This window comes from Nannocystis sp. (genome assembly GCF_016714285.1).
Taxonomy (GTDB): Bacteria; Myxococcota_A; Polyangia; order Nannocystales; family Nannocystaceae; genus Nannocystis.
This window is the reverse complement of sequence record NZ_JADJNN010000031.1, coordinates 16,398-42,069: the sequence shown is the minus strand read 5'-3', so window position 1 is coordinate 42,069 and position 25,672 is coordinate 16,398. Positions and strand designations below refer to the sequence as shown.

15 protein-coding genes and 1 pseudogene are annotated in these 25,672 nt (G+C 72.9%); 7 read left to right on the top strand and 9 right to left on the bottom strand.

Going from position 1 to position 25,672, the window contains the following annotated elements; all coding sequences use genetic code 11:
* The first annotated feature begins 91 nt into the window (after nt 1-91).
* Nucleotides 92-1,293, top strand: a pseudogene (locus tag IPJ59_RS31770) (dipeptidase).
* Nucleotides 1,294-1,394: 101 nt separating this feature from the next.
* The gene (locus IPJ59_RS31765) at nt 1,395-2,183 is read left to right on the top strand and encodes a CPBP family intramembrane glutamic endopeptidase (RefSeq protein WP_293274897.1); all 789 of its coding nucleotides are present in this window, start codon (nt 1,395-1,397) and stop codon (nt 2,181-2,183) included.
* Here IPJ59_RS31765 and IPJ59_RS31760 read toward each other — a convergent pair.
* Both IPJ59_RS31760 and IPJ59_RS31755 read right to left on the bottom strand, forming a co-directional pair.
* Nucleotides 2,180-2,896, bottom strand: coding sequence for a CPBP family intramembrane glutamic endopeptidase (locus tag IPJ59_RS31760; protein WP_293274895.1), 717 nt, complete (start codon nt 2,894-2,896; stop codon nt 2,180-2,182). The genes IPJ59_RS31765 and IPJ59_RS31760 overlap by 4 nt on opposite strands.
* Nucleotides 2,897-3,031: 135 nt before the next feature.
* Nucleotides 3,032-3,523 (bottom strand): YciI family protein, encoded by a 492-nt coding sequence (locus tag IPJ59_RS31755; protein ID WP_293251771.1) that lies wholly within the window; start codon nt 3,521-3,523, stop codon nt 3,032-3,034.
* 148 nt (nt 3,524-3,671) lie between these two features.
* On the opposite strand from IPJ59_RS31755, the gene IPJ59_RS31750 reads away from it, so the two are divergent.
* On the top strand, nt 3,672-4,307 hold the full coding sequence (locus IPJ59_RS31750) for a nitroreductase family protein (RefSeq protein ID WP_366524737.1): 636 nt from the start codon (nt 3,672-3,674) through the stop codon (nt 4,305-4,307).
* Nucleotides 4,308-4,319: 12 nt separating this feature from the next.
* Here the strand turns inward: IPJ59_RS31750 and IPJ59_RS31745 are convergent, their stop codons facing one another.
* The 3 genes from IPJ59_RS31745 to IPJ59_RS31735 form a co-directional block, all read right to left on the bottom strand.
* On the bottom strand, nt 4,320-7,133 hold the full coding sequence (locus tag IPJ59_RS31745; RefSeq protein WP_293274893.1) for an alkaline phosphatase family protein: 2,814 nt from the start codon (nt 7,131-7,133) through the stop codon (nt 4,320-4,322).
* Nucleotides 7,134-7,278: 145 nt separating this feature from the next.
* A complete protein-coding gene (locus IPJ59_RS31740; RefSeq protein ID WP_293274919.1) occupies nt 7,279-9,417 on the bottom strand; it encodes a hypothetical protein in 2,139 nt (712 codons plus the stop codon).
* 213 nt (nt 9,418-9,630) lie between these two features.
* The gene (locus IPJ59_RS31735; protein WP_293274892.1) at nt 9,631-11,535 is read right to left on the bottom strand and encodes a hypothetical protein; all 1,905 of its coding nucleotides are present in this window, start codon (nt 11,533-11,535) and stop codon (nt 9,631-9,633) included.
* 279 nt (nt 11,536-11,814) lie between these two features.
* Between IPJ59_RS31735 and pepN the strand changes: the two genes are divergently transcribed.
* Together pepN and IPJ59_RS31725 are read left to right on the top strand one after the other, a co-directional pair.
* Nucleotides 11,815-14,523 carry an aminopeptidase N gene (pepN, locus tag IPJ59_RS31730; protein ID WP_293274891.1) on the top strand — a complete coding sequence of 903 codons (2,709 nt, stop codon included), beginning with the start codon at nt 11,815-11,817 and terminating at the stop codon, nt 14,521-14,523.
* Between the two features lie 57 nt (nt 14,524-14,580).
* Entirely contained in the window at nt 14,581-17,331 is a 2,751-nt protein-coding gene (locus IPJ59_RS31725) for a serine/threonine-protein kinase (protein WP_293274889.1), read from the top strand.
* Nucleotides 17,332-17,409: 78 nt separating this feature from the next.
* Here IPJ59_RS31725 and IPJ59_RS31720 read toward each other — a convergent pair whose 3' ends face one another.
* Nucleotides 17,410-18,036 carry a hypothetical protein gene (locus IPJ59_RS31720; RefSeq protein WP_293274887.1) on the bottom strand — a complete coding sequence of 209 codons (627 nt, stop codon included), beginning with the start codon at nt 18,034-18,036 and terminating at the stop codon, nt 17,410-17,412.
* On the opposite strand from IPJ59_RS31720, the gene IPJ59_RS31715 reads away from it, so the two are divergent.
* Nucleotides 18,029-18,646 carry an MYXO-CTERM sorting domain-containing protein gene (locus IPJ59_RS31715; protein ID WP_293251782.1) on the top strand — a complete coding sequence of 206 codons (618 nt, stop codon included), beginning with the start codon at nt 18,029-18,031 and terminating at the stop codon, nt 18,644-18,646. The genes IPJ59_RS31720 and IPJ59_RS31715 overlap by 8 nt on opposite strands.
* A gap of 216 nt (nt 18,647-18,862) precedes the next feature.
* Here IPJ59_RS31715 and IPJ59_RS31710 read toward each other — a convergent pair whose 3' ends face one another.
* The 3 genes from IPJ59_RS31710 to IPJ59_RS31700 are packed head-to-tail and all read right to left on the bottom strand — an operon-like array spanning nt 18,863 to nt 24,849.
* The gene (locus IPJ59_RS31710; protein WP_293274885.1) at nt 18,863-19,942 is read right to left on the bottom strand and encodes a hypothetical protein; all 1,080 of its coding nucleotides are present in this window, start codon (nt 19,940-19,942) and stop codon (nt 18,863-18,865) included.
* 45 nt (nt 19,943-19,987) lie between these two features.
* Nucleotides 19,988-21,955, bottom strand: a complete 1,968-nt coding sequence (locus tag IPJ59_RS31705; RefSeq protein WP_293274883.1) for a serine/threonine-protein kinase — start codon at nt 21,953-21,955, stop codon at nt 19,988-19,990.
* Nucleotides 21,952-24,849 carry a serine/threonine-protein kinase gene (locus IPJ59_RS31700; RefSeq protein ID WP_293274882.1) on the bottom strand — a complete coding sequence of 966 codons (2,898 nt, stop codon included), beginning with the start codon at nt 24,847-24,849 and terminating at the stop codon, nt 21,952-21,954. Before IPJ59_RS31700 ends, IPJ59_RS31705 begins: the two co-directional genes overlap by 4 nt.
* A gap of 129 nt (nt 24,850-24,978) precedes the next feature.
* Between IPJ59_RS31700 and IPJ59_RS31695 the strand changes: the two genes are divergently transcribed.
* Nucleotides 24,979-25,608 carry an RNA polymerase sigma factor gene (locus tag IPJ59_RS31695; protein ID WP_293274880.1) on the top strand — a complete coding sequence of 210 codons (630 nt, stop codon included), beginning with the start codon at nt 24,979-24,981 and terminating at the stop codon, nt 25,606-25,608.
* The last annotated feature ends 64 nt before the right edge of the window (nt 25,609-25,672 follow it).

Sequence of the window (25,672 nt, the reverse complement as noted above, 5' to 3'; positions counted from 1 at the left end):
TGGTCGCGTGGGTTGAGCCGGCGGGGCGGACGGCGTAGCCTGGGGCGTGCTCGTCGCGGTCCTGATCTCGCTGGCGACCTGGCTGGCGCCGATGAGCGAGGATCCGGCGCTGATGCGGGCGCGGGCGCTGCTGTCGCGGGTGCCGCTGATCGACGGGCACAACGATCTGGCGTGGACGATCCGCGAGTTCAAGGCAGCGCCCGGAGACGTGGCGGCCTACGACCTGCGCGGGCGCACCGCGGGGCACACCGACCTGCCGCGGCTGCGCGCGGGGCAGGTCGGGGCCCAGTTCTGGTCGGTGTATGTGCCGGGAGATCGGGCGCCGGCCGAGGCGGTGCGGGTGCAGCTCGAGCAGATCGATCTGGCGCGGCGCATGGTGGCCCGCTATCCGGAGGCGCTCGAGCTGGTGGTCAGCGCCGACGAGCTCGAGCGGGCCTTCGCGGGCGGGAAGGTGGCGTCCTTGTTGGGGGCCGAGGGCGGGCACGTGATCGCGGACTCGCTGGCGCTGCTGCGCAGCTACCACGCGCTCGGGGTGCGCTACATGACGCTGACCCACAATGTGCACACTTCGTGGGCCGACTGCGCCGCGTCGCCGCCGCAGCACGGGGGGCTGACGGCCTTCGGGGAGGCGGTGGTGCGCGAGATGAACTGGCTGGGGATGCTGGTCGACCTGTCGCACGTGTCGCCGGAGACGATGGACGACGCGCTGCGGGTGAGCGAGGCGCCGGTGATCTTCTCGCACTCGTCGGCGCGGGCGCTGACGGACGTGCCGCGCAACGTGCCGGACGACGTGCTGCGGCGGGTGACGGGCAACGGCGGGGTGGTGATGGTGACCTTCCTGCCGGCGTACGTGTCGCGGGCGGCGGCCGAGGACCGGGCGGCGCGCAAGCTGGCGCAGGCGGAGATCGCGAGGGTCAGGATCCGGCGGAGCGGCGGCGACGGACGGCCGAGCTCGCGGCGCGTCCGCGACCGTCGGCGACCCTGGCCGAGGTGGCGGACCACATCGAGCAGGTGCGCCGGGTCGCGGGGGTCGACCACGTGGGGATCGGCGGCGACTTCGACGGAATGTCGAGCGCGCCGGTCGGGCTCGAGGACGTCTCGAAGTACCCACATTTGTTCGCCGAGCTGGTGCGCCGCGGGTGGAGCGACGCGGAGCTGGAGAAGCTGGCGGGGAAGAACCTGCTGCGGGCGCTGCGGGCGGCCGAGGCGACGGCGCGGCGGCTGCAGGCGACGCGGGGGGCCTCGCTGGCGACGATCACGGACCTTGATGGGGCGCGGCCGGGGGCGCGCTGAGCCGCCAGGCCGGGCCTGACCGCCACCGGGCTGGATCGGGCCAGGTCCCGCGCCAGGGACCCGTTGACGCGGGCGCGGGGATCGGGTGTGCTGGGTTGCGAGTGACGACAGCGCCGAGCACCGACACGGATCGCGGGACCCTTCGCTTCTTCGCGCTGGCGTTCGGCATCACGTGGTCGTTGCAGCTGCCGGCCGTGCTGGTTGTGCAAGGCGTGCTGACGGGACCGATCGATCGCTTCATGCCGCTCGTGGGGCTCGGCGCGTTCGGGCCGCTGCTCGCGGCGCTGCTGGTTTCGCGGCGCAGGGCCGGCGGGGCGGGCGTGCGGGCGCTGCTCGGACAGCCGGGGGTCTGGCGGGTGGGTCCGCTGTGGTACGTCGTGGCGCTGGCGTTGCCGGCGGTGCTCCTGGCGGCCGGGATGGCCTTGGCGTCGCTTGTGGGCGTCGTTGGTCCGTGGTTCTATCCACCGACGGACGGCGAGCGGATCGCGGCGCTGATCGTGTTCCCGATCGGGGAGGAGGTCGGGTGGCGCGGGCTGGCGCAGCCGCGCCTGCAACAGCGGCACGGGGCGCTCGCGGGCAGCCTGCTGCTCGGCGTGGCCTGGGGGCTGTGGCACATCCCGATGTTCCTGATCGCGGGCGGGACGCCCGGGGTGTTTGCGATGTCGATGGTGTACCTCCTCGCGGGCAGCGTGATGTTCGGGTGGGTCTACAACCATACGCGCGGGAGTCTGGTGATAGCGATCGTGCTGCACATGGGGGCGCACCTCAGCAACCCGAACCTGGCGATGCCCGATACCACGCCGCTGGTGGTGTACACGGCCTCGCTGTGCGTGTTCGCGGCCGTGCTGGTGCTCGCGGATCGCCGGAGCTGGCGGGCTGCGCCTGGCTAGCTCGCGGACATGAGGCCGACCATCACGATCGCCTGCAGGTTGCCGAGCGCGTGGACGAGGATGCCGGCGGTGATCGAGCCGCTGCGGTGGCGGATGATGCCGAGGAGGATCGCCGCGGCGAGCGGGTCGAGCGCGTCGAGCAGGTCCTCGGGGCCGTGGGCCAGGGTGAAGAGCAGCGAGGTGACGGCGATCGTCCCCGCGGGTCCGAGGCGCGAGGCGGCGAGGCCACGGAACAGGAAGCCGCGAAACAGGGTCTCCTCGAAGATCGGGGCGACGACGACGAGGGCCAGCAGCAGCAGCGGCAGCGACCCGGCGCTGGCGTAGGTCTGGGCCCAGACGGCCGGCATGAGCGCGCCGGTGGTGAACCAGCGCGCCGCGTCGAACAGGGCCACGAGGGCGAGGCTGGTGAGCACGGCGAGGGCGAGGCCGCGGGGTCGCGCGAGGGCCAGGTAGCGCGAGGGTTCGTGGCGGCGAAGGATCGCCCACATCGTCGCGCCCCCGGTCGCGGCGGCGCCGAGGATCCCGACGCTGAAGAGCAGGCCGTCGGCGCGTCCGGTCGTCTCGTCGAGCGCGCCGAGATCGATGCGTCCGAGGGCGAGGCCGACGGCGAGCATCGCCGCGAGCCGGCCGAGCACGGTGGCGAGGACGATGAGGAGCATCGCGCCGATGGTGCGGCCAGGCGAGAGCGGGGTGACCTCTCCGGGCGGGACCATCTTGCGAGGATATCAGCGTGGGACCCGTACCGATAATGTGCATACCCGGGTCAGGGGCGGGTCCGGGATCCAGGCCGGGTCCGGGTCACGTCCGGGTCGGGTCCTGGCCGGGTCCTGGGCCGCGTCCTGGCCAGTTCAGGGGTTCTGGGCGGCGATCGTGCGGTGGATCTGGGTCACCTGCATGAGGGCCGCGGAGCCGTACCAGGGGTGCAGCTCCATCACGAGGGTGCCGGCCTTGATCGCGGGGTCGCTGTCGGTGAGGGCGCGCGCCTCGTCGAGGGTGGCGACGGCGAAGACGTAGATACCGCGCAGCTCGCCGTCGTCGAGGAAGGGGCCGGCGAGCACCAGCTTGCCGGCGTCGGCCATGCGGCGAATGTTGGCCATGTGCGCCCGCTGGAGCTCGGCGGCCTGCTCGGGGGAGGCGGGCCTGGTCGGGCCGGACTTGAGGAAGGCGAGCACGTAGGGGCGCATGCCGTATGGATCGGCGCCGAGCTGGCCGGCGAGCGCGGCGTCGAGGCCCGTCGGTGCGGGCGGCTGGCTCGCGGCGGCGGGGCCGGCTGGGTTGGTGGTGGAGCGGCAGGCGGCGAGGGTGACGCAGAGCGCGAGGATCGTCGTGATCGGCTGCATGATGCGGCGCAGTACAACACGACCGCGGGTGGGCGTCACGCGGGCCGTTGTGGCTTGGTTTTGGTGGCCCGATCGCAGTATCGTCGGCCGCGTGTCGCATTCGATCGCAACGATCCCCCTCGCCTTTGAACGCATCGACGAGTCGACCATGCGGGCCCGCGCGGCCGCCTTTCTTGCGACGATGGATCGGCGTCGCAGTGTCCGTAACTTCGCCGCCGACGCGGTGCCTCTCGACGTGGTTCGCGCGGCGATCCAGGCAGCCGGCACCGCGCCGAGCGGCGCCCACATGCAGCCGTGGACCTTCGTGCTGGTCACGGACCCGGAGCTCAAGCGGCAGATCCGGGCGGCCGCCGAGGCCGAGGAGCGCGAGACCTACGAGCATCGCATGAGCGACGAGTGGCGCGCCGCCCTGGCCCCCCTCGGTACGGACTGGCACAAACCCTTCCTCGAGACCGCGCCGGCGCTCATCGTCGTCTTCCGCCAAGACTACGGCGTCGGCCCGGACGGCGCCCGGCGCAAGCACTACTACGTGCAGGAGAGCTGCGGCATCGCCCTCGGGCTCCTGATCGCCGCGCTGCACCACGCGGGTCTCGCCACGCTCACGCACACGCCGAGCCCGATGGGCTTCCTGGCCGAGCTCCTCGGTAGGCCCGCCAACGAGCGGGCGTTCGTGTTGCTGCCGGTGGGCTATCCTGCCGCGGACTGCGAGGTCCCGGAGCTCGCCCGCAAGCCGCTCGCCGAGATCCTGGTCGAGGAGCCCGGCGATCCGCGAAGCGGGCGCTGATCGGTGCTCGCCTCAGGTGCTCGCCGCGAGGCTGTCCTCGCGGCCGTGGATCGACCACCAGATCGCGGTGCTGAGGATATAGCTGACCAGGAAGGTCGCGTAGAAGGTCAGCTCGGGGACGATGTCGTAGAGGGCGTTCGGGGTGTGGCGGTGCTGCAGGAACAGCAGCGAGGCGTACAGCAGCCGCGCCGTCAGCATGAACAGGACGATCAGCGTGACCCGCTCCTGGCCCACGCGGGTCAGCCGGCGGAAGGCCAGGCTGATCACCAGCAGGAAGGGCAGCATGAACTTGAGGAAGATGACGACCGCCGAATAGACGAGGGTGGCGGAGCGGTTGCCGAGGAAGCCGGTGGTGACCTCGATGCTGGCGAAGCTCAGCCACTGCTCGTAGACCGAGAGGTTGACCAGGCGGAACGCGAAGATCGCCACCGCGAGCGCCAGGCAGGTCGCCCATGACTCGCCGCGCCAGCGATGGCTGTCGAACACGAAGGCCATCGTGGCGATCACGCCGAGGATCAGGGTGACCTGCAGCTCGCGGTCGCTGCACATCAGGAGGGTGAGTGAGACGGCCGCCAGCTGCGCGAGCGCGAGGCGTCGCGCGGGCGGCAGGCGGATCAGGGCGAGCCCGGTCAGCAACGCGACGTGGGCGAAGAACAGCGCCTGGAACAGCGCGTCGCTGTCGACCACGCGCAGGAGGAAGGGGGCGCCGAGGAACAGCGCGCCGAGGCCGAGGGAGCTCCAGTCCTTCAGCTCGCGCCAGACCCGGTGGCGCCACAGCAGCGTGGCGGCGAGGCCCAGGTTTAGCAGGGTCAGCGCCGGGACGTTGAAGTTGCGGACATCGGCGCCGAAGAATCGGTGGTCACCGGTGACGACCCACGCGAACAGGACGCCGAGCACGACGAGCGCGAGGGTGAGGGTCCCGGCGCCGCCCGGGCCCTCGCCGGGCTGACGTCGGCGATCGAGGTAGGCAAACACGACGAAGGCGATGGCGATGAGCTGGTAGCGCATCACCTGGGACTTGCCGTCGAGCGAGGCAAACACCGCGAGGAAGGCCGCGCCGAGCAGGACGGGGTGGCGCTCGGCGGCGGTCAGCCAGCGCTCTCGCGTCCGCCAGGCGTAGACCAGCAGGGTCGCCTGCAGGGTCCAGAAGGCGCCCATGAGCAGCACGGTGCCTGGCGTGGCGCCGACCACATCGCGCAGCGCGAACAGCATGGGGCGGTCGTAGAGGGTCAGGGTCACCGCGCCGGCGAGCTGCAGCGCGAGCGCGGTGAGGATGATCGCGTGGATGCGTCGGATGCGGGCCCGCGGGGTCATCGCGGTCAGGCCGACGAGGGCGAGGCCCAGGCCGACCATCGCCAGGGCGCGGCTGTACTCCGCGACGACGGCCCCACCGATGCCGCACACGACCAGGCCGGCGCACACGATCGCGGCGAGCGGCGGGAGGCCGCGTTCGGCCCGGGCCACCGCGATCACCAGCAAGAGCGCGGCGAGGCCGAGGGCGATCCACCAGTGCACCAGCCCGGTGCCGTCCTCGGCGGCGTCCTGGGCGACCGCGTTGACGGCGGTGATGCTGGCCCAGGCGCGGGCTGTGATCTCGGCGGGCGGGACGGAGCCGGCGCGCAGGTCGGCCCGCAGCGCGCGGGCCTCGGCGACTGGCAGGTCGAGCGAGCGTGCGAAGCGCTCGCGCCACAGCTCGAGGTAGCGGATGCGGTTCTCGAGCGCCGACACGGCGATGTCGGCCCGGGCTCTGTCGTCGACGGCGAGGGCCTCGGTGATCACGCGGCCCTCGAAGGCTGGTGAGGGCGGGAGGCCGAGCGGGGCGGCGATCGTCGGGGCGTAGTCGTAGAGGCTGACCTCGAGCTGGACGCCGGGGCGGACGCCCGGGCCGAGCATGACGATCGGCGTCGCGCGGGCGATGTCGTCGCCCGAGCCGTGGCGGCCGTTCTCGGTGCAGCCGTGGTCGGCCATGAACAGCACGGTGGTGTCCGGGGTCAGCCGCGCGAGCAGCCCCGCGAAGGCGGCGTCGACCCGCTGCGCCTTGGCGCGGAAGGCCGGGTGGTTCACGCCGTGGCGGTGCGCCGCGATGTCGAGGCCGACCAGGTGGACGACGAGCAGGTCCCACTCGTCGTTGGGCAGCAGCGGCCGCTCGCGGCCCCCCGGGTACTCCTCGGCGAGGTCGCTGCGGGCCATCGGGTCGCTGCCCGCCGCCGCGGCGAGCTGGCGCTTGCGGGTGTGAAACGCCTCGGCCAGCTCCGGCGCGACCAGCGAGGGGTCGAGGCGGACGAGGAAGCGGTCGTCGCTGACGTCGAGGTTATCGAGGCCGGGCAGGCGCGGGTCGGTGGTCGACAGGCTGTACGCGTAGTCGAGGCGGTCGGCGAACTGCTGCGACCAGGCGACATCGCCGACCAGCGCGATGCGACCGCCGCGGCGCTTGACGTTGTCGAAGACGGTGTTGAACTCCACCGCGGGCATGTTGAAGTTGCGCACCATGTCGGCGATGCCGGGGCTCACGCTGGTGCCGATGATGTGCGTCGAGATGCCGGTCATCGTCATGACGCCGGAGCGGCCGAGGCCCCACGCGCCGCCCTGCTTCACCGCGTTGAGGCGCGGGAACAGGGCCGGGTCGAAGGCGACGTCGTGGCGGAGGGAGTCGACGAGGAAGATGACGAGGCGCCCGGTCAGGGGCGCCCGCCCGGCCGCCGTGTCGGGCGCCGCGTCGTTGACCACGCTGGGGGTCAGATACTCGCGCATCAGCGCGGTCAGGAGGCCCGCACAGACCCCGACGAGCGTCAGGCCGAGGAGCAGTGCGTACCAATCTCGACGCATAAAACGCAGCCATACCACGCTGTGCGCGCGCGGCGCAAGGTTGCCGCGTACGGATGGCGTCGGGGGAACGCGGCGAACGGGCGCTGCTCCGGCGTGCGACGAGGCCGTGGCCGGGTCGCACGCGCGGGTGGGCGAGGGATCGCTCTCAGATGCAGCTGGCGGTGAAGTTGGAGAAGCAGGCGCTGATCTGCGACTTGGTGTACATGCCGAATTTGCCGCTCGGGTAGGTGGTGTCCATGAAGGTCTTCTCGGCGACGAGGGCCATGTTGGCCTTCTCCTTGACGACGATCGTCATCTCGCCGCCGGCCTTGTGGGTCAGCTCGAACAGGTACTCGGTGTTGTCCTTCCAGCCGGCGGTGGTGAAGTCGTCGACGCTGACGAGCAGCTTGGAGTTGGCGGTGTCGGCGGGGACGTGGAGGTCGGCGCAGGCGAGCGGGTCCTTCTTGTCGTCGGCGACGTCGACGACCTTGACCTGCATGCCGCCCGGGAGCGCGCCGCCGCAGGCGTTGAAGTTCTGGCCGAGCTGCTTCCAGGTGAAGATGTAGAAGTGCGAGGTGTCCTGGAGGCCCCACATGAAGCCGGTGAAGTCGTCGTCGTCGGTGGTCTTGACCGCGAAGGTGCCGGAGATGGTGGCGTTGTCGAGGTCCCAGCCGCAGAACAGCGCCGAGCCCTTGCCGTTGACGGTCTGGCACAGCTCCTTGCTGTTGTCATTCCACACCCACTTGGTCGCGAGGTCGGCCTCGTAGGGGAAGTCGTAGGTGGTGCAGATGTTGGGGTCGAGGTTCAGGGCCTGGCCCTTGAGGTAGACCGAGACCTTGTCGGAGGCCATGTTGCCGCTGCCGTCGCTGACGTCGATGGTGTAGGTGGTGGGGCCGAGCGGCATCGCCAGCGGGTCGGGCTTGGCGGCGTCGTCGAGGGTCTCGATCGGGGTCCAGCTGTAGTTGTACATGCCGTCGCCGCCCATGGCGACGGCGTTCAGCTGGGCGGGCATGCCGATGTCGACGCAGATGCTGTCGCCGGCCTCGACCTCGAGGGGGTCCCAGCACTTGCCGTCGACGTCGTCGCAGCCGAACTCGCAGTCGGTGACCTCCTCGGAGTTGCCGTCGTCGTTGCAGATGTGGAGCTCGTCGCCCATGCAGGTCGCCGCGCCGGGCGTGCACATGACGCAGTTGATGTGGATGCCGGCGTTGGTGTCGTCGCAGTCGGTGCCGGGCACGACGTTCGGCTCGGGGTTGGCGTCGCCCCAGTCGTCGTCGTCCTCGTCGGCCATGCAGGCCTCGGGGCTGTCGTTGGGGGATGAGCCGGGGAAGGTGAAGGGGCTGTCGTCGTTGCAGTCGGTGCCGGGGACGGCGTCGGGGTCGGAGGGGGTGTCGTCGCCGTAGCCGTCCATGTCGACGTCGCTGCGGCACAGGGTCGGGTCGACCTCGTTCTCGGCGAAGCCAGGGCCGGTGTTGATGTCGAGGTCGTCGCAGTCCCCGCCGGGGACGACGCCGGGGGGCGGCATGTCGTCGCCGTAGCCGTCCATGTCCTCGTCCTCCTTGCACTGCATGTCCTCCTTCTCGGCGGCGCCGGGGAAGGCGTTGGCGTTGTCGTCGGCGCAGTCCGTGCCGGGCATGACGCCGGGGGCGGGGCTCTCGTCGCCCCAGTCGTCGTCGTCGACGTCGGTCATGCAGGCGTCGGGGCTGTCGTTGGGTGCGGCGCCGGGGAAGGTGTTGGGGTCCTCGTCGGCGCAGTCGTCACCGGGCGGGACGTCGGGGTCGGTGGGGCTGCCGTCGCCGTGGCCGTCGCCGTCGGAGTCCTGGGCGCAGACGCCGGGCAGGTCGATGGCGGCGTCGGGGAAGATCGAGCTCTCGTCGTCGTTGCAGTCGGTGCCGGGCTCGACGCCGGGGGGCGGCATGTCGTCGCCGTAGCCGTCCTCGTCGGCGTCCTCCATGCAGGCGGTGTCGGACTCCTTCTCGGCGGCGCCGGGGTAGGCGTTGGGGTTGTCGTCGGCGCAGTCGTCGTCGTTGGCGACCGAGCCGGGGGTCATCTCGTCGGAGCACATCGTGGGGTCGCCGAAGCCGTCGCCGTCGGCGTCCTTGCAATACTTGCCGCCCGGTGTGTCGGTGGTCGGCGTGTCGGTGGTCGGCTGGCCGGTGCTGTCGTCCGCGGTGGTGGCGGTCTCCGTCTCGGTGCTCTGCAGGCACGCGGGTTGATCCGCCTGCTGCCAGACCAGGCCGTCGTCACCGCAATGACTTGTGCAACCTGGCAGCGCGAGGAGGCCGATACCGGCGACCATTCCCATACCCACGTAGTGTCGAATCATCGTGGGAGTGTCTCGCCGGGGGGCCGCGGCGGTCAAGAGCAATTATCGGTTTTTGCGGGCCTGGCAGGCTCGTAGCACGCGAATAGGCCCGCGCCGTCGCCGGGCGGAACCCGGCGACGGGCGGGCCCGTCTACTGACATATGTGGCACGGCGACGATCGCCGCCGCGGGCGGAGGTCGCCCTGGATAGCGACTAGTCGCCTTCCTTCACGACGCACACGTCGCTCAGCACCGGCGACTCCTCGAGGTCGTCCTGCAGGATGAGCAGGCGGGCGCGGATCTCGACGAAGCGGCCGGTCTGGAACTTCTCGGGCACGCCGTCGGTCACGTCGGTCCACGGGGTCGCGGCCAGATCGGCCTTGAGCACCGCGGCGCGCATCTGGAAGCTGATGGTCGTGCCGACCGGGATCTTGGCCTCCTTCTCGGTGTTGTAGACGATCTCGACCCACTGGGCGTTGTCATCCTTGCTGTCGTGGATGACGGTCCACTCGCCCTTCTTGATCGTGACATTGAGGGCGCCGAAGCCGGTGAAGTCGGTGTAGGTGTAATTGTAGATGTTGGGGTTGCCGATGATGCCGGTGTTGTAGGTCTTGTAGCCGACCGGCGCCCCGCCGACCGGGCCCGGATCGATCTCGTGGGCGGCGTAGGCCGAGAGCACGCGGGGCTTGCCGTCGTGGCCGATGGCGACGCCATAGGTGTTGGGGATGTTGAGGGTGCCGAGCTGCGTGCCGGCGTTGCTGAACTTGTAGAGGGTGCCGCCGCTGGCGCCCCAGAGCTGGCCGTCGGCGTCGACGGAGACGCCGTTCATGCCGCCGCCGCCCTTGTTCTCGCAGTTGCCGCCGATCTCGAAGTCGCAGCGCTGCAGGCCCGAGCCGCCGAACCAGGCGATGCCGTTCTGGTCGACGGCGATGCCGTAGTTGCCGGGGGCGTTCATCGTCTTGACCGTGTCGGTGAGCAGGTCGACGCGCATGACCGGCTGGCCGAGGGCCGAGGCGTAGAGGTAGTCGCCGCGGACGTTGAAGCCGTAGGGCGTGCTCGGGAGGCTGATGGTCTTGGTGACCTTCGGCGGGGTCTGGGTCACGTCGAGCTTGTAGGCCTTCATGTCCTGGTAGGTGCCGACGTAGGCGTTGCCCTTGCCGTCGATGGTGAGGGCGCGCGGGTAGGTGTCGCTGACGCCGACGGGGATCGTGTAGAGCACGCACTCGTCGTTCTGGCCGAAGAACTCGGCGGGGCTGTTGACGTCGATGATGCCGTCGTTGTTGGCGTCGTTCGAGGTCTCGATGCTGCCGTTCTTGTTGCGGTCGTTACAGCCGCTGTCACCGCCGGCGATCTTGGTGACCGAGCCCTGGTAGCCGAAGGCGCGGTTGGCCACGTACACGTCGCCCTCGAGGTCGACGACGACGCGCGACGGGTACCAGGTGTTGCGGTTGGCGTCACAGCTGGGGCAGTCGACCTTGCGCACGGTCTCGTAGCGGGCGAGCTGCTTGCCGGTGACGGTGTCGAGCTTGAGCAGCCAGCCGTCGCTGGTCTGGGCGGCGAACATGTAGGGCTTGGGGGCCGAGAAGCCGTCGATCGTGATCTGCAGCTGATCGTTGTTGGGGGCGTCGTGGTTGATGTTGTTGAAGATGCCCTGGTCGAACTCGGCGTCGACGGTCCACTTGTTGCCCTTGTCGCAGGGCCCGAGCGGGACGCCGGTGTCGTTGGTGGTGCTGCCGCTGGTGGTGTCGCCGGTGGTGGTGTCCGAGGCGGAGACGGGGCCGGTGCTGTCGCCGCTGGTGCTGGTGGTGTTGCCAGTCGGGTCGCCAGTGGTGTTGCCAGTCGGGTCGCCGGTCGGGTCGCTGGTCGGGCTGCTGGTCGGGCTCCCGCTGGTCGGGCTCGTGGTCGCCGAGTCGGTCGCTGAATTGGAGCCGCCGGTCTCGGTGGCCGAGTTGCTGCCCGATGTTGTATCGGCGCCGCTGCCCGTCGGTGTGTTGGTGTCGCCGCCGGTGCTCGACCCGGTCTGGGATTCACCGACTGTTGTGTTCGTGGAATCTCCGCAGGCGCCCGACAGCGATACGGCGCCCACGACCAACCAACCACCCAAATTCATGCTGCGCATTGCCACTCCTCCATACCCAAGAGATTCGGCCGCCCCATCGCGGGCCGGCGCCTGTCATGTTGGGCAATGTACCTGCCCCTGCAGGCGCGGAGCAAGGGGAAACTCCTGCATTTCTCGGGCGATGGCGCGCGGTGGCGGCACCTGTGGCCCGCTATCGCCCGGCGCTCACGGCGATGCGAGTGTCCCATTGTGACAGTCCGGGCGACTGGCGCCCGCGTTGTCCGGAATACCAGCGTGGTGGTGCTTGTGTTTTTGCGACCTGGAGCCTATCACCGCGGCATGAGCGAGGCCCCAGGTCAGGCAGCAGCGTCCCCATCGACACCAGCTTCGGCGCCCCAGCGGCCCGCCCCGCCGCAGGTGATCCGGCGCGAGGACTACTGTCCGCCGGCCTTCGGGATCGATCGGGTGGAGCTGCGCTTCGAGCTCGACGAGGACGTGAGCACGGTGCACGCGACGCTGGCGCTGCGACGGGCGCCGGGGGCGGCCGCCGATGCGGCGCTGGTGCTCGACGGCGAGGGGCTGGTGCTGCGATCGGTGGCGATCGACGGGCGCACGCTGGGGCCGGAGGCCTACGCGCAGGACGCGGCGACGCTGACGATCGCGGCGGTGCCGGACGTGTTCGAGCTGCGCACGGTGGTGGAGATCCGGCCGCAGGACAACACCGAGCTGACGGGGCTCTATCGCTCGAGCGGCAACTACTGCACGCAGTGCGAGGCCGAGGGCTTCCGCCGGATCACCTTCTTCCTCGACCGCCCGGACGTGATGGCCCGCTACCGCGTGACCCTCGCGGCGGACCGGACGCGCTACCCGGTGCTGCTGGCCAACGGCAATCGCGTCGCGGCGGGCGAGTTGCCCGGCGGGCGCCACTTCGCGACCTGGGACGATCCCTTCCCCAAGCCGAGCTACCTGTTCGCGCTGGTGGCCGGGGACCTGCGCTGCCACGCCGGTGAGTTCACGACGGCCTCGGGTCGCAGGGTGCGGCTGGAGATCTGGGTCGAGCCGGAGAACATCGACCGCTGCGAGCACGCGCTGCGATCGCTGCAGCGGGCGATGCTGTGGGACGAGCAGCGCTTCGGTCGCGAGTACGACCTCGATATCTACATGATCGTCGCGGTCAGCGACTTCAACATGGGGGCGATGGAGAACAAGGGGCTCAACATCTTCAACGCGAAGTATGTGCTGGCCCGCCCGGACACCGCGACCGACGACGACTACGAGGCGATCGAGAAGGTCATCGCCCACGAGTACTTTCACAACTGGACCGGCAACCGGGTGACCTGCCGCGACTGGTTCCAGCTGACGCTCAAGGAGGGGCTGACGGTGTTTCGCGACCACTGGTTCTCGGCCGACATGGGCTCGCCGGCGGTGACGCGCATCGCCGAGGTGCTGGCGCTGCGGACAGCGCAGTTCGCCGAGGACAGCGGACCGATGGCGCACCCGATCCGGCCCGAGTCGTACGTCGAGATGAACAATTTTTATACGGCGACGGTGTACGAGAAGGGCTCGGAGGTCATCGGCATGCTGCGCACGCTGCTCGGCGACGCGGGCTTCCGCCGCGGGATGGACCTGTACTTCGAGCGCCACGACGGGCAGGCGGTGACCTGCGACGACTTTCGGGCGGCGCTGGCCGACGCCAACGGCCGCGACCTCGAGCAGTTCGGCCGCTGGTACAGCCAGGTCGGCACGCCGGTGCTGCGCGCCCGCACGACGCACGACCCGGCGACGGGGCGCTTCACGCTGCGCCTCGAGCAGGCGCCGCCGCTCGCGGCCGGAGCAGGGCGCGAGGCGGCGCCGCTGCTGCACATCCCGGTGGCGATGGGGCTGCTGGCGCCGGACGGGTCGTCGCTGCCGCTGCAGCTGGTCGGCGAGGCGGCGGCGAGCCCGGGCGAGACGCGGGTGCTGGAGCTGCGCGAGCAGGCCCAGAGCTTCGAGTTCGTCGGGGTCCAGGAGGCGCCAGCGGTGTCGCTGCTGCGCGGCTTCTCGGCGCCAGTGGAGCTCGACTACCCGCGCAGCGACGACGAGCTGGCGCGCCTGATGGGCGCCGACCCGGACGCGTTCGCCCGCTGGGACGCGGGCCAGGAGCTGGCGCGGCGGGTGCTGCTGCGGCTGTGCGACGACGCGGTCGCGGGCCGCGAGCTGGTGATCGACGAGCGCCTGGTGACGGCTTGCGGGCGCGTGCTGGCCGACCCGCGCCTGGACGGGTCGCTCAAGGCGCTGGCGCTGACGCTGCCGAACGAGCGCATCCTCGGGCAGCACCAGACGATCGTGGCGGTCGAGGGGCTGCACCGGGCCCGGCAGTTCGTCGTGCGCGCGCTGGCCGAGGCGCTGCAGGGGCCGCTGCGGGCGATCTACAGCGAGACCGCGCCGCGCGGGCCATACGCGATCACGCAGGCGGAGATCGACCGCAGGCGCCTGCACAACCTGGCGCTCGGCTACCTCGCGGCGCTCGGTGACGATGCGTCGGTGGCGCTGGCGGTCGCGCAATTCAAGGACGCGGACAACATGAGCGACAGCCAGGAGGCGCTGGCCTGCCTCATCGAGGTCGGCGGCCCGGTCCGCGAGGCGGGGCTGGCGGAGTTCCACGCGCGCTGGCGCGGCGACGCGCTGGTGCTCGACAAGTGGTTCACGCTCCAGGCCGTGTCAGGCCACCCCGACACGCTCGAGCGAGTGCTGGCGCTGGCCCACCACCCGGACTTCACCCTGGCCAACCCCAATCGAACGCGAGCGCTGCTGGCGAGCTTCGGCCTGCGCAACCAGTTCCACTTCCACGACGCGAGCGGGCGCGGCTACCAATTGCTGGCCGACAAGGTCTGCGAGCTCGACCCGCACAACCCACACGTGGCGGCGCGCCTGGTCAGCGCATTTAATAATTGGCGGCGCTTCGATTCAGGGCGGCAAGCGGCCATGCATGCGCAGCTGCAGCGCATCGCGGGGCTGCCCGGGCTGTCGCGCTCGACCCAGGAGATCGTGGCGCGGGCGCTGGTCTAGACGGCGCGCGGCATTCCCGGATACGTATCACCTGCGGGCCTGTTACCATCCCCGGCGGTGGGCGAGGCGGGGATCGACGCGAGCGGGCCGACGCGGCTCGATGTGGGGGCGGAGGCCCGGACCATGGCGGGTCCGATCGGCGGGCCGCAGGTGGGCGCGCCGGAGCTCGAGCGCGGGGCGACGCTCGGGCGTTATCTCGTGATCGAGCGGCTCGGTGCGGGCGGGATGGGGGTCGTGTATGCGGCGTACGACCCGGAGCTCGATCGCAAGGTGGCGATCAAGCTGCTGCGATCGGAGGTCGCGGGGGACCCGGAGCTGGCGCGGGCGCGGCTGGTCCGCGAGGCGCAGGCGATGGCCAAGCTGTCGCACCCCAACGTGGTCGCGGTGCACGAGGTCCGCACCTTCGGCGAGCAGGTGTTCGTGGCGATGGCGTTCGTCGCGGGGGGCACGCTCGCGGGCTGGCTCGAGGGGACGAAGCGCGGCTGGCGTGAGGTCCTGGGCATGTTCCTCGAGACAGGTCGCGGGCTGGCGGCCGCGCACGCGGCCGGTGTGGTGCACCGCGACTTCAAGCCCGACAATGTGCTGATCGGCGACGGACGGCCGCAGGTCACGGACTTCGGGCTCGCGCGCGTGGTGGCGGCGCCCGAGCTGGCGCAGCCCGGGCCCTTCGACCCGCTCAGCAGCGCGGCGATCGGGCTGACGCAGGCCGGGGCGGTGATGGGCACGCCGGCCTACATGGCGCCGGAGCAGCACCTGGGGCTCGTGGCCGACGCGCGCTCGGACCAGTTCGCGTTCTGCGTCGCGCTGTGGCAGGGGCTCTATGGGCAGCTGCCATTCGCGGGCGAGACGCTGCACGAGCTGGCGCTGGCGGTCACGAGCGGGCAGCTCGCGACGGCGCCGCGCGGCGAGGTGCCGACGTGGCTGCAGCGGGTGCTGGTCCGCGGGTTATCGGTCGACCCGGCGACGCGCTGGCCGACGATCGAGGCGCTGCTGGCCGCGCTGGCCGACGACCCGTCGCGGGCGCGGCGGCGGCGGCTCGGGTGGCTCGCGGGGGCCGGACTGGCGCTCGGGCTCGGGCTCGCGGCGTGGCGGGTGCAGGCCCGGCAGGCGGCGGTCTGCGTCGAGAGCGGGGCGGCGGTGGCGACGGTGTGGAACCCGGCGGCTCGCGAGGCCGTGCGCGCGGCGCTGCTGGCCACGGGCGAGCCGTATGCGGCCGACGCGTGGGCCCGTGTGGAGGGGCGCGTCGACGCGTGGAGCGAGGCGTGGCGGCGGGCCCAGCTGCGGGCCTGCGAGGTCCGCGACGAGCTGTCCGGGCCGCGTCTGGTGTGCCTCGGCGATCGCCTCCGCGAGCTTCGCAGCCTGGTCGGGCTGCTCTCGGCGGCGGACAGCGAGGTCGCGGCGCGGGCGGTGCAGGCGGCGGCGAGCCTGCCGTCGATCGCGGTGTGCGACGACCCGATCTGGCTGGCCGCGACGATCAAGCCGCCCGAGGACGCGGCGGTGCGGGCCCGCGTCGAAGCGGAGCGCGAGCACCTGTCACAGGCGGCGGCGCAGCTGCGGGGCGGTCACTACGACGCCGGACAGGCGCTGGCGAGCGCGGCGCTGGCGGTCGCCGAGGACTTGGACTACGCGCCGCTGCGGGCCGAGGCGCTGGTCCAGGTCGGCGTCGCGCAGGAGCTGCAGGGCGAGTACGCGGCGGCGGCGGCCAGCCTCGAGGCGGCTTACAACCTGGCTGCAAGGACAGGTCACGACGAGGTCGCTGCGCTTGCCACGATCGCCCTGACGCGGGTCGCGGGCAAGCGCCTGGCCCAGCACGCGGCGGGGCTGGTGTGGAGCCGGGTCGCGGCGGTGATCGTCGCGCGCTTGGGGGAGGAGGAGGGGCTTCTGGGGGCCGACCTGCGCAGCGAGGTCGGGCAGGTGCTGGACGCCCGCGGCGACTCGGCGGAGGCGATCGTGCGGGCCCGCGAGGCGCTGGCGATCCGCGAGGCCAGGCTCGGGTCGGAGCACCCGGACGTGGCGACCTCGCTGCACAACCTCGGGGTCGCGTCGCTGCACCGCGGGGCGCGCGACGAGGCCGCGGACTACCTCGAGCGCGCCCTGACGATCCGCCGGGCGGTGCTCGGCGCGGAGCACCCGGAGGTGGCCGCGTCCTACAACTGGCTCGGCAACACGAGCACGGCGCGCGGCCAGAACGACCAGGCGATCGCCCTGCACCGCGCGGCGCTGGCGATCCGCGAGAAGACGCTGCCGCCCGACCACCCGGACATCGCCAGCTCGCTGAACAACCTCGGCGGTTGCCTCAGCAACGAGGGCGATCATGAGGCAGCGCTCGCGCTGCAGCGCCGGGCCCTGGCGATCTGCGAGCGCACCCTGGCGCCGGAGCACCCGGACATCGCGGCGTCGTGGAGCAACCTCGGCAGTATCTACGCCGGCCTGGGGCGCCACGCGGAGGCGCGTACGCACTATCAACAGGCGCTGCGCCGGTGGGAGCGCTCGCTCGGACCGAACCACCCGGCGCTGGCCTTCGCGCTGCTGGGGATCGGCAAGAGCTACCTCGAGGAGGGGGACGCGGCGGCGGCGCTCGAGCCGCTCGAGCGGGCGCTCGCGCTGCGCAGCGCCGCGGAGGTCGACTCGTCGTACCGGGTCGAGGCGCTGCACACCCTCGCTCGCGCGCTGTGGGCGGTCCGCCCGGAGCAGCGCCCGCGGGCCCGGGCGCTGGTGGAGCAGGCTCGCGGCCTCGTCGCTGACGATCCCAAGGCCCGCGCGGAGCTCGATCGCTGGCTCGCCGAGCACCCGCTCGCGGGGCCCTGAAGTGTGGTCATTCGCCTGGGCAGCGGGTTGTCGCGGCGCGGTGGAGCTGGCATGGTGATCGCCATGAATCTCCCAGGGTCATTCGCCGGGGCAGCGATCGCGATAGTCGCGGACCAGCGGGGCGAGCTCGTCGCCGGGGTCGGCGGCGTGCAGGCGGGTGAGGACGAGGTCGCGGCGGGTCGCGGGGGCGGCGTCGAGGATATCGCGTGTGAAGGGATAGGGTGGATCGTCGGCGTCCGCGAGCGCGTGCCAGACCTCGATCTCGGCGACGATCGCCCGCGCTTCGGCGGCGAGCGCCGACGCGATCTGCGGGGCGCAGGGGGCACCCGCGATCGGGAAGTGGTGGAGATCGTCGGCGAGGTGCAGGAGCATGTGCGCGAGGCGGGCCGCGGCGGGGCCGGGGGCCAGCGAGTCGGCGAGCACGATGACGCCTTCGGGGCGGAGGCTGCCCCGGCTGGCGCCGCCGAAGCAGATCGGCGGATCGTCGGCGACGGCGACGAGGGCCTCGCCCGCGGCGGTGCGCCGCAGGGCGGTTCGCAGGGCGTGGCTGCGGTCGGGGTCGGGGTGGCTGCCCGGCGGGCACGCGGGCGCGGGCGGCTCGGGTGCGGTGCAGGCGAGGACGGCCGCGAGTCCGAGCGCGGCGAATGGAGGGTTGTCGCGGGCGATCGGCGGATGATACCGTGAAGGTGAGGATCTCATGCGCACTGGCGGGCACTCGAGGATGGGGTGGGCCTTCGCGGCCCTGCTGACGATCGGCCCGGCGACGGGCGCACGTGCGGACGCGGTCGGGGGGCCACCGCGCAGCTGCCCGCCCGGCAGCCTCGGCGACGCCTGCCACGGGGGGCCGTACTGCTACCCGGTGCCGTGCCTCAACGACGAGGAGTGTGGCGACGGCGGGACCTGCCAGGCGGTGATGGTGTGCATCGGCTCGATCGAGTGCGGCGGCGGCCCGAGCGGCGGCAGCGACCCGGTGGCGACCCACGAGGGGCCGTGCAAGGAGGGCGGGGTCTGCGACAACGGGGCGACCTGTCAGGCCAACATGCAGTGCGTGGGGGTCGATCCGACCTCGGGCGGCTCGGGCGGCGGCTCGGGCGGCGGGAGCGGCGGGGTCACGGGCGGGAGCGGCGGTCCGACCTCGGGGACCGCGAGTGGCGGCGGGGGCTCGGCGAGCGGGGGTGACGAGGGCGGCGACGGCGGGGTCAAGCGCGGCTGCACCGGCTGTGCGAGCGACGGCGGCGGGGCCGGGGGGGCCGCGCTCGCGCTGCTGGCGATGGCGATGATCTCGCGGCGGCGGCGGCGAGCTGTGCGGGGCTGAGGCCGTCGAGGTCGAGATATTCCGGCGGCCGCGAATCGTGGCAGTTCGCGGCCCGGGCTTTCGCCGCGTCGGCGGCCGCGAATCGTGGCAGTTCGCGGCCCGGGCTTTCGCCGTGTCGGCGGCCGCGAATCGTGGTAGTTCGCGGCCCGGGCTTTCGCCGCGTCGGCGGCCGCGAATCGTGGCAGTTCGCGGTCCGCGCTTCTGTGGCTCGCGGGATCAGGGCGTGAAGCAGACGCCGATGTCCTCGAAGCACTTGGGGGCCTCGCCGGGGGCGTAGTAGGGCGTGCACTCCGTACCGCCGGGGCACACCGGCGCGTCGAGGTCGCAGTAGGGGGTGCAGCAGCCGGAGCCGCCGCAGTCGACGCCGCTGTTGCTGCACAGGAAGCCGGGGTCGCAGGCGTTGACGTATTCGCAGGGGTCGTTGACGCCGCCGACGTCGCCGGAGGCGTCGAGGACGCAGATAAACAGGTTGTCGGAGGCGACGCACACGTCGCCGTCCGCGCAGGCGCCCTGGTCGAGGGGGTCGCAGACGGGCAGGCAGAGCACGAGCACGCCGTTGTTGCTGATCGTGCAGATGGTGTTCGGGGTGGTGCAGACCGGGTTGTCGAGCGAGCAGGTGCACTGCTCGACGCACACGCCCATGCCGGTGTCGGTGTCGATATCCCAGCACATGGCACCCTTGACGCAGGAGTCGATGCCGCTGACGCCGCTGCCCTCGACCGTGCAGGGGGCGCCGATCGGGTCGGTGCCCGCGGGGAAGCACTTGGTCGCGTTCCAGCTGCCGCCGCCGTCGTTCGCCCAGGCGTTGCACTTCTCGCCGGGGCCGCAGTCGTCGCCGAAGATGTCGCACTCGAAGCCGTCGCCGACGTCGGTCGGCATGATGAAGCCGCCGCTGGTGCTGGCGAACACCTCCTCGGGGGGGTCGAGGAGCGGCCCGGGGCCGGGGTGCTGACCGCCGGTGGCGCGCGGGCCGGTGAAGCGCGGGGCGGCGGCGCTGGCCGGCTTGCCGCCGTTGCACTGACCCGGGTCCGGCGGCTCGATCTGACAGTCGACGGCGCCGGTGCTGCCGCTCGCGCTGGTGGCGTCGGTGGTGGCGACGCCGGTGGTCGCGGTGCTGGTGGCGCTGTCGCTGGCCTGGGTGGTGGCCTGGGTCGGGGTGGTGGTCGGCTCGCTCGCCGAGGTGTCGGCGTTGCTGCCCGTGCTGGTGCTCGCGGCCGTGTCGGTGGCGCCGGTGGTCGAGCCGGCGCTGGCGCTGTTGTTCTCCTTGTCGCCGCAGGCGGCCAGGACGAGCATCACGGGGAGCAAGGATCGGAGGCGAAGAATAAGCATCGTGGCACCGTATCAGCGGCGCGACGCGGCGTCCACGGGCGCGGACGTGCCGGCGAGCTGGCCTTCAGCGCGGGCGAGCTCGGCTTGCAGCGTCGGGCTGGCGGTGGTGGCGAGGAGGGCCCGGGCGTGCCGGATCCAGCGCTCGGCGGTGAGGTGGTCGGTGAGGCCCTCGCTGCTCAGCTCGACCAGGTCGATCGCGGCGGCGGCGGCGAGGCGGTCGTCGCCGGCCGCGAGGCTGGTGAAGTAGGCGGTCTGCAGCGACGCGAGGGCGTCCTTGTCGCGGCCGAGCGCGGCGAGCAGGCGACCGCGGCTGCGCTGCTCCGCGGCGCGCAGCGGGCCGGCGTCGGGGCCGAGGCGGGCGGCGAGGGCGTCGAGGTTGGCCAGGGCCTCGGCGTGGAGGCCGGCGTTGCGGAGGGCGTCGGCGCGGGCCAGCTCGGCGCGGAGCTCAGCGAGCTCGGCGGCGCGGGCTGGATCTTCGGGGCCGCGGCGCTGGAGCTCGCGGGTGTCGCCGCACTCGCCCGGGTCGGCGAGGCCGGCGGCGATGTCGGCGGCGCGGGCGGCGAGGCTGGCCCCGGGGCGCTCGAGCAGGGCGAGGGCGGTGTCGAGGGCCCGGAGCTGGTCGGCGAGGCAGGCGCGGCGGAGCCCGGCGAGGGCGCTCGACTGCTCGTGGCGCTGCTCGGCGGTGCAGGTGGCGACCTGCTCGCGCTGCCAGGCGTCGGCGTGGGCGGCGAAGCGGGCGCGGGCGCGGGACCAGGCGTCGTCGGCGTTCGGATCGACGGCCCGCAGGGCGGCCGCGATGGCGTCGGCGCGGGCGGGGCTCCACACGGCGGCGAGCAGGGCGGCGCTGCTGTCCTCACAGACATGTCCCGAAGCACCTGCGCCAAGGGCCAGGCCGCCGAGGCCGCCGCCGATCCCGAGGGTGAGGGCGATGCCGGCGAGCCAGGGGCGGCGGCGCGGCAGGGTGGCGCGGTCGATCGCGGCGAGCAGGGCGTCCATCGTCGGGTGGCGATCTTCGGGGCGGCGGGCGAGGCCGCGGAGGAGCGCCAGGCGCAGGCCGCGGGGCAGCTTGACGGCGCCGGTCGTGGCGAGGTTGCCGGGCTCGCGGACGGCGCCGGCGAGGACGTTGGCCATGAGATCGGCGATGGTGTCGCCGGCGAAGGGGCGGGCGCCGAACAGGGCCTCGTAGAGGGCGACGCACAGGGCGAACTGGTCGGAGCGGGCGTCGGCCCGCTCGCCGCGGAACTGCTCCGGGGCCATGAAGGCGGGGGTGCCGACGAGCGAGCCGGTGATGGTGAGCGAGGCGTCGAGGGGGCGTGCCGGGTCGGTGGGGTCGTGGGTCGGCGGGGCGGGGTCGGCGTCGGTGAGCGAGCTGTTGAGGGGGCGCGCCCGGTCGGTGGGGTCGGGGTCGGCGTCGGCGCGGGCGAGGCCGAAGTCGAGGACGCGGACGCGGCCGTCGTCGCCGACCATGACGTTGGCGGGCTTGAAGTCGCGGTGGACCAGGCCGGCCGCGTGGGCGGCGGCGAGGCCGGAGCCGGCCTGGCGGAACACCTCGACCACCTCGCGCCAGCTTCGCGGCTGCTTCTTGAGCCATGTCCCGAGGGTCAGGCCGTGGACGAACTCCATGGCGATGTAGATCTGGCCGTGGTGGGTGCCGACCTCGTGGACGCTGACGATGTGCGGGTGCGACAGGCGGGCCATGGCCTGGGCCTCGCGCAGGAGGCGGGCGCGGGCGCCGGGGTCCTGGCCGTCGGCGTGCAGCAGCTTGACGGCGACCTTGCGCTCGAGCTGCTCGTCGTAGGCGGCGTGGACGACCCCGGTGCCGCCGCGGCCGAGCTCGCGGACGACGGTGAAGCGGCCGATGCGGGCGGTCGGGCTCGGGTCGCCGAACAGGCGGGCCATGATGTCGTGCTTGACGCGGTCGTTGGCGAAGTCGCCCTCGACGCGGGGACGCAGGGCCTCGGGGTCGATGCTGGTGATCATCGGCCACCTCGCGCGGACAGGTGCTTGATCCGGAAGGCGTCGATCTCGGCGATCCAGGCGGCGTCGGACTTCGTGTGGCGGGCGACGGCGAAGTCGCGGACCGCGACGGCGAGGGCCAGCGCCTCGGGGACCTGGCCGAGCTCGGCGAGCGCGAGGGCGACGTTCCAGCGGGCGAGGTGCTGGTAGTCGCGGTGGCTCGGGCTGCGGGCGTGGAGGCAGAGATCGAGGGCCCGCTCGGCGAGGCCGAGGGCCTCCTTGGGATCGCCGGCGAGGCGGCGCAGCTCGCTGAGCGGGAGGAGTGCGTCCATCAGCAGGCTGTCCTGCGCGCCCCACCGCTGCTCGCCGCGGGCCAGGATGCCGCGCAGGGTCAGCTCGGCGTCGGGCTTGCGGCCGAGCTTGGTGAGCAGGTCGGCGAGGCTGACGTTCAGGTAGAAGGTCTCGACGAGCAGGCGCTCGCTCGATCGCTCGAGCACGGCGATCGCCTCGCGCAGCGGGAGCTCGGCCTCGGCCTCGCGCCCGAGCTCGCGCAGGGCGGCGGCCTTGTTGAACCACAGGGTCATGTAGATGTGATTGCGCTGCTGCGGGAGGTCGATGCCCGCGGCGAGGCCGGCCGCGAAGGTGGCGAGCGCCTCATCCAGCTGCTTGCCCTTGATGAGCGCGAGGCCGAGGCTGTTGTGGACCATGGCGACGTCGGGGTGCTGGGCGCCGAGCAGGCGCTGCATGAGCGCGAGGGCCTGGCGCTCGAGGCGGATCGCGGCGGTCGGGTCGTCGGCGGCGGCGAGCTGATCGCCCTGGAAGCGGAGCATGCGGGCGAAGTCGACGCTGTCCTCGGCGCGGGCCTCGGCGAACAGGCGGCGGGCGTCGGCGAAGGCCTGGCGGGCCTCGGCGCGCCGCTTGGGGTCGGCGCCCATGACCTGGGCGTTGTTGGCGAGGGCGCCGCGGATCGTGCTGGCGCGGGCGTGGCGGAGGGGGTCGGCGTGGCGGGTCGCGTAGATCTCGGCGTGGCGCAGCCAGTCCTCGGCGGCGACCGGGTCGCCAAGGCGGCGGCCGACGATGTAGGCGAGGCGGGTGGCGGCGTCGATCGCGACCTCGGGGTGGGCGCCCTCGACGGCGAGGAAGAAGGCCCGCTCGAGCGCGTCGCGGGCGTCGTCGTAGCGGCCCTCGTTCTCGCGGATCGATCCCTCGCGCAGGGCCAGCTCGGCGCGCAGCGGCGGGTAGTTGGTCGGGGCGGCGGCCTGGGCCGGGGCGAGCGCGGCGAGGGCGTCGGCGAACTTGCCGCCGCGCTCGAGGGTCTCGGCGCTGGCGAGCTCGCTGCGCAGGGCGGCGACGCGGGCGGCGACCTCGGGGTCGTCGGGCGGGCGGACCTTGGCCCGCAGGTAGCTGTCGTCGGCGCAGGCGTCGATGCGCGGGAGGTCGGCGACCAGCTGCTCGCTGTGGGCGAGGACCTCGGCGTCGAGGCGGGCGAACATGTCGATCGCGGTGGCGAAGGCGCCGCGGCGCTCGTCGAGGCAGGCCATGCGCAGGTCGAGCTGCGGGCCCGAGTCCTCGCAGGCGTCGGCGTGGCCGAGGATCCAGGCCTCGGCGTAGGCGTCGAAGCCGGCGCGGGCGCGGAGGAAGGCGGCCTCGGCCCCGGGGAGGCCGGAGTCGCGGGCGACGGTTGCGAGGCGCTCCTGCAGCGCCGGGTGCCATACGGCCTCGATGCGGTCGGCGCCGCCGCTGCAGGCCGCGTCGACGAGGCCGGCCTGGGCGGCCAGGCCGAGGCCGCCGCCGAGGAAGAGGGTGCCCGCGGCGGCGGTGGCGAGCCAGCTGCGGCGCGCGGGGGTGCGGGCCAGCGGGGCGAGGGCGTCGAGCAGCGGGCGCATCGCGGGCCAGCGCTTGTCGGGGTCGCGTTGGAGGCCGCGCAGGAGCAGGGCGTGGAGGCTGCGCGGGACGTTGTTGGCTGTGGCGGGCTCCTGGACGACGCCGGCGAGGACGCGGGACATGAGCTCGGCGAGGGTGTCGCCGGGGAAGGGGCGGCTCAGGTGGGTGGCCTCGAAGAGGGCGACGCAGAAGGCGAACTGGTCGGAGCGGGCGTCGACGTGGGCGCCGAGGAACTGCTCCGGGGCCATGTAGGCCGGGGTCCCGAGCATCACGCCGGTGACGGTGATCGAGGCGTCGAGCGAGCGGAGGTTGGCGACCGCGGAGCTGTGCTCGGGGGCGGGCTCGAGGTCGCCGAGGCCGGGGGCGCTGCCGGGGCTGGCCTCGGCGCGGGCGAGGCCGAAGTCGAGGACGCGGACGCGGCCGTCGTCGCCGACCATGACGTTGGCGGGCTTGAAGTCGCGGTGGACCAGGCCGGCCGCGTGGGCGGCGGCGAGGCCCTCGCCGGCCTGCAGGAACATGGCGACGCGCTCGCCGAGGGGTCGACGGGTGCGCTTGAGCCAGGCGTGCAGGGTCATGCCGTGGACGAACTCCATGGCGACATAGACCTGGCGGCCGAAGGTGCCGACCTCGTGGACGCCGACGATGTTGGGGTGGGCGAGGCGAGCCATGGCCTGGGCCTCGCGCAGGAGGCGGGCGCGGGCGAGGTCCTCGCGGGTCTCGGAGTGGAGCAGCTTGACGGCGACCTTGCGGTCGAGCTGCTCGTCGTAGGCGGCATAGACGACGCCGGTGCCGCCGCGGCCGAGCTCGCGGAGGACGGTGAAGCGGCCGATCGCGGCGGGGGCGGGCGGGTCCTCGTGGCGCGGCGGGCGGGCGAGGCCGGGGCCGAGGCCGGGGCGCGTCGCGTCGGCGGCGGGCGTCACGGTCGGCGCGTTGGGATCGACCAGGCGCGCGTCCGGGGTCACCCCGGCGGGGGTGTGGACGAGGGTCGGGTCGGCCGAGGCCGAGGCGTGGATCGCTTCGCGGGGGGCTGCCATCGTGTCGGATCGTGCTGTCCCCGCCGGGGGTCGTTTGGATCTCGGGGCCGTGAAGAAAGTTGGACCGGGCCCCGCGGCGGGCGTCGGCGCGCCCGCGTGGCCGGGCAACTTTGTTAGCATGGCGGGGCCGTGGCGGACGACAGCGACGCGGGGCTGGTGGAGGCCTGGCGCGCGGGTGACCGGGCGGCGGGCAAGCGCCTGTTCGAGCGGCACTACGCGGCGGTGGCCCGCTTCTTTCGCAACAAGGTGGGCGAGGCGGGGCCCGATCTGATCCAGCGGACCTTCCTGGCCTGCGTCGAGGGCCGCGAGCGCTTCCGCCACGACGCGAGCTTTCGCAGCTACCTGTTCTCGATCGCCTACAAGGTGCTGTGCAAGCACTACCGCGAGCAGCGGCGGGCCGCGGACCGCGACGGCGGGGTCGACTTCGCCGAGGCGTCGGCGCACGAGCTGTCGTCGATGCTGTCGGCCGTGGCGGCGCGGCAGGAGCAGCGGCTGCTGCTCGAGGGGCTGCGCCGGCTGGCGGTCGATTACCAGGTCGTGCTCGAGCTGCACTACTGGGAGGGGATGTCGGCGGCCGAGCTCGCGGAGGTGCTGGCGCTGCCGCTGGGGACGGCGAAGACGCGGCTGCGTCGCGGCCGGGAGCTGCTCGAGGCGCGGCTCGCCGAGCTCGCGGCCTCGCCGAGCCTGCTGCAGAGCACGCTGGCGAACCTCGACGCCTGGGCGGCGCAGCTGCGGCTGCAGGCGTTCGGGGAGGGGTGAGGGGCGGGTGGGGCCGCGCGGGCGCGCGAAAAGGGGCGGGCGCCGGACCCGTCCGCGCGCGGCG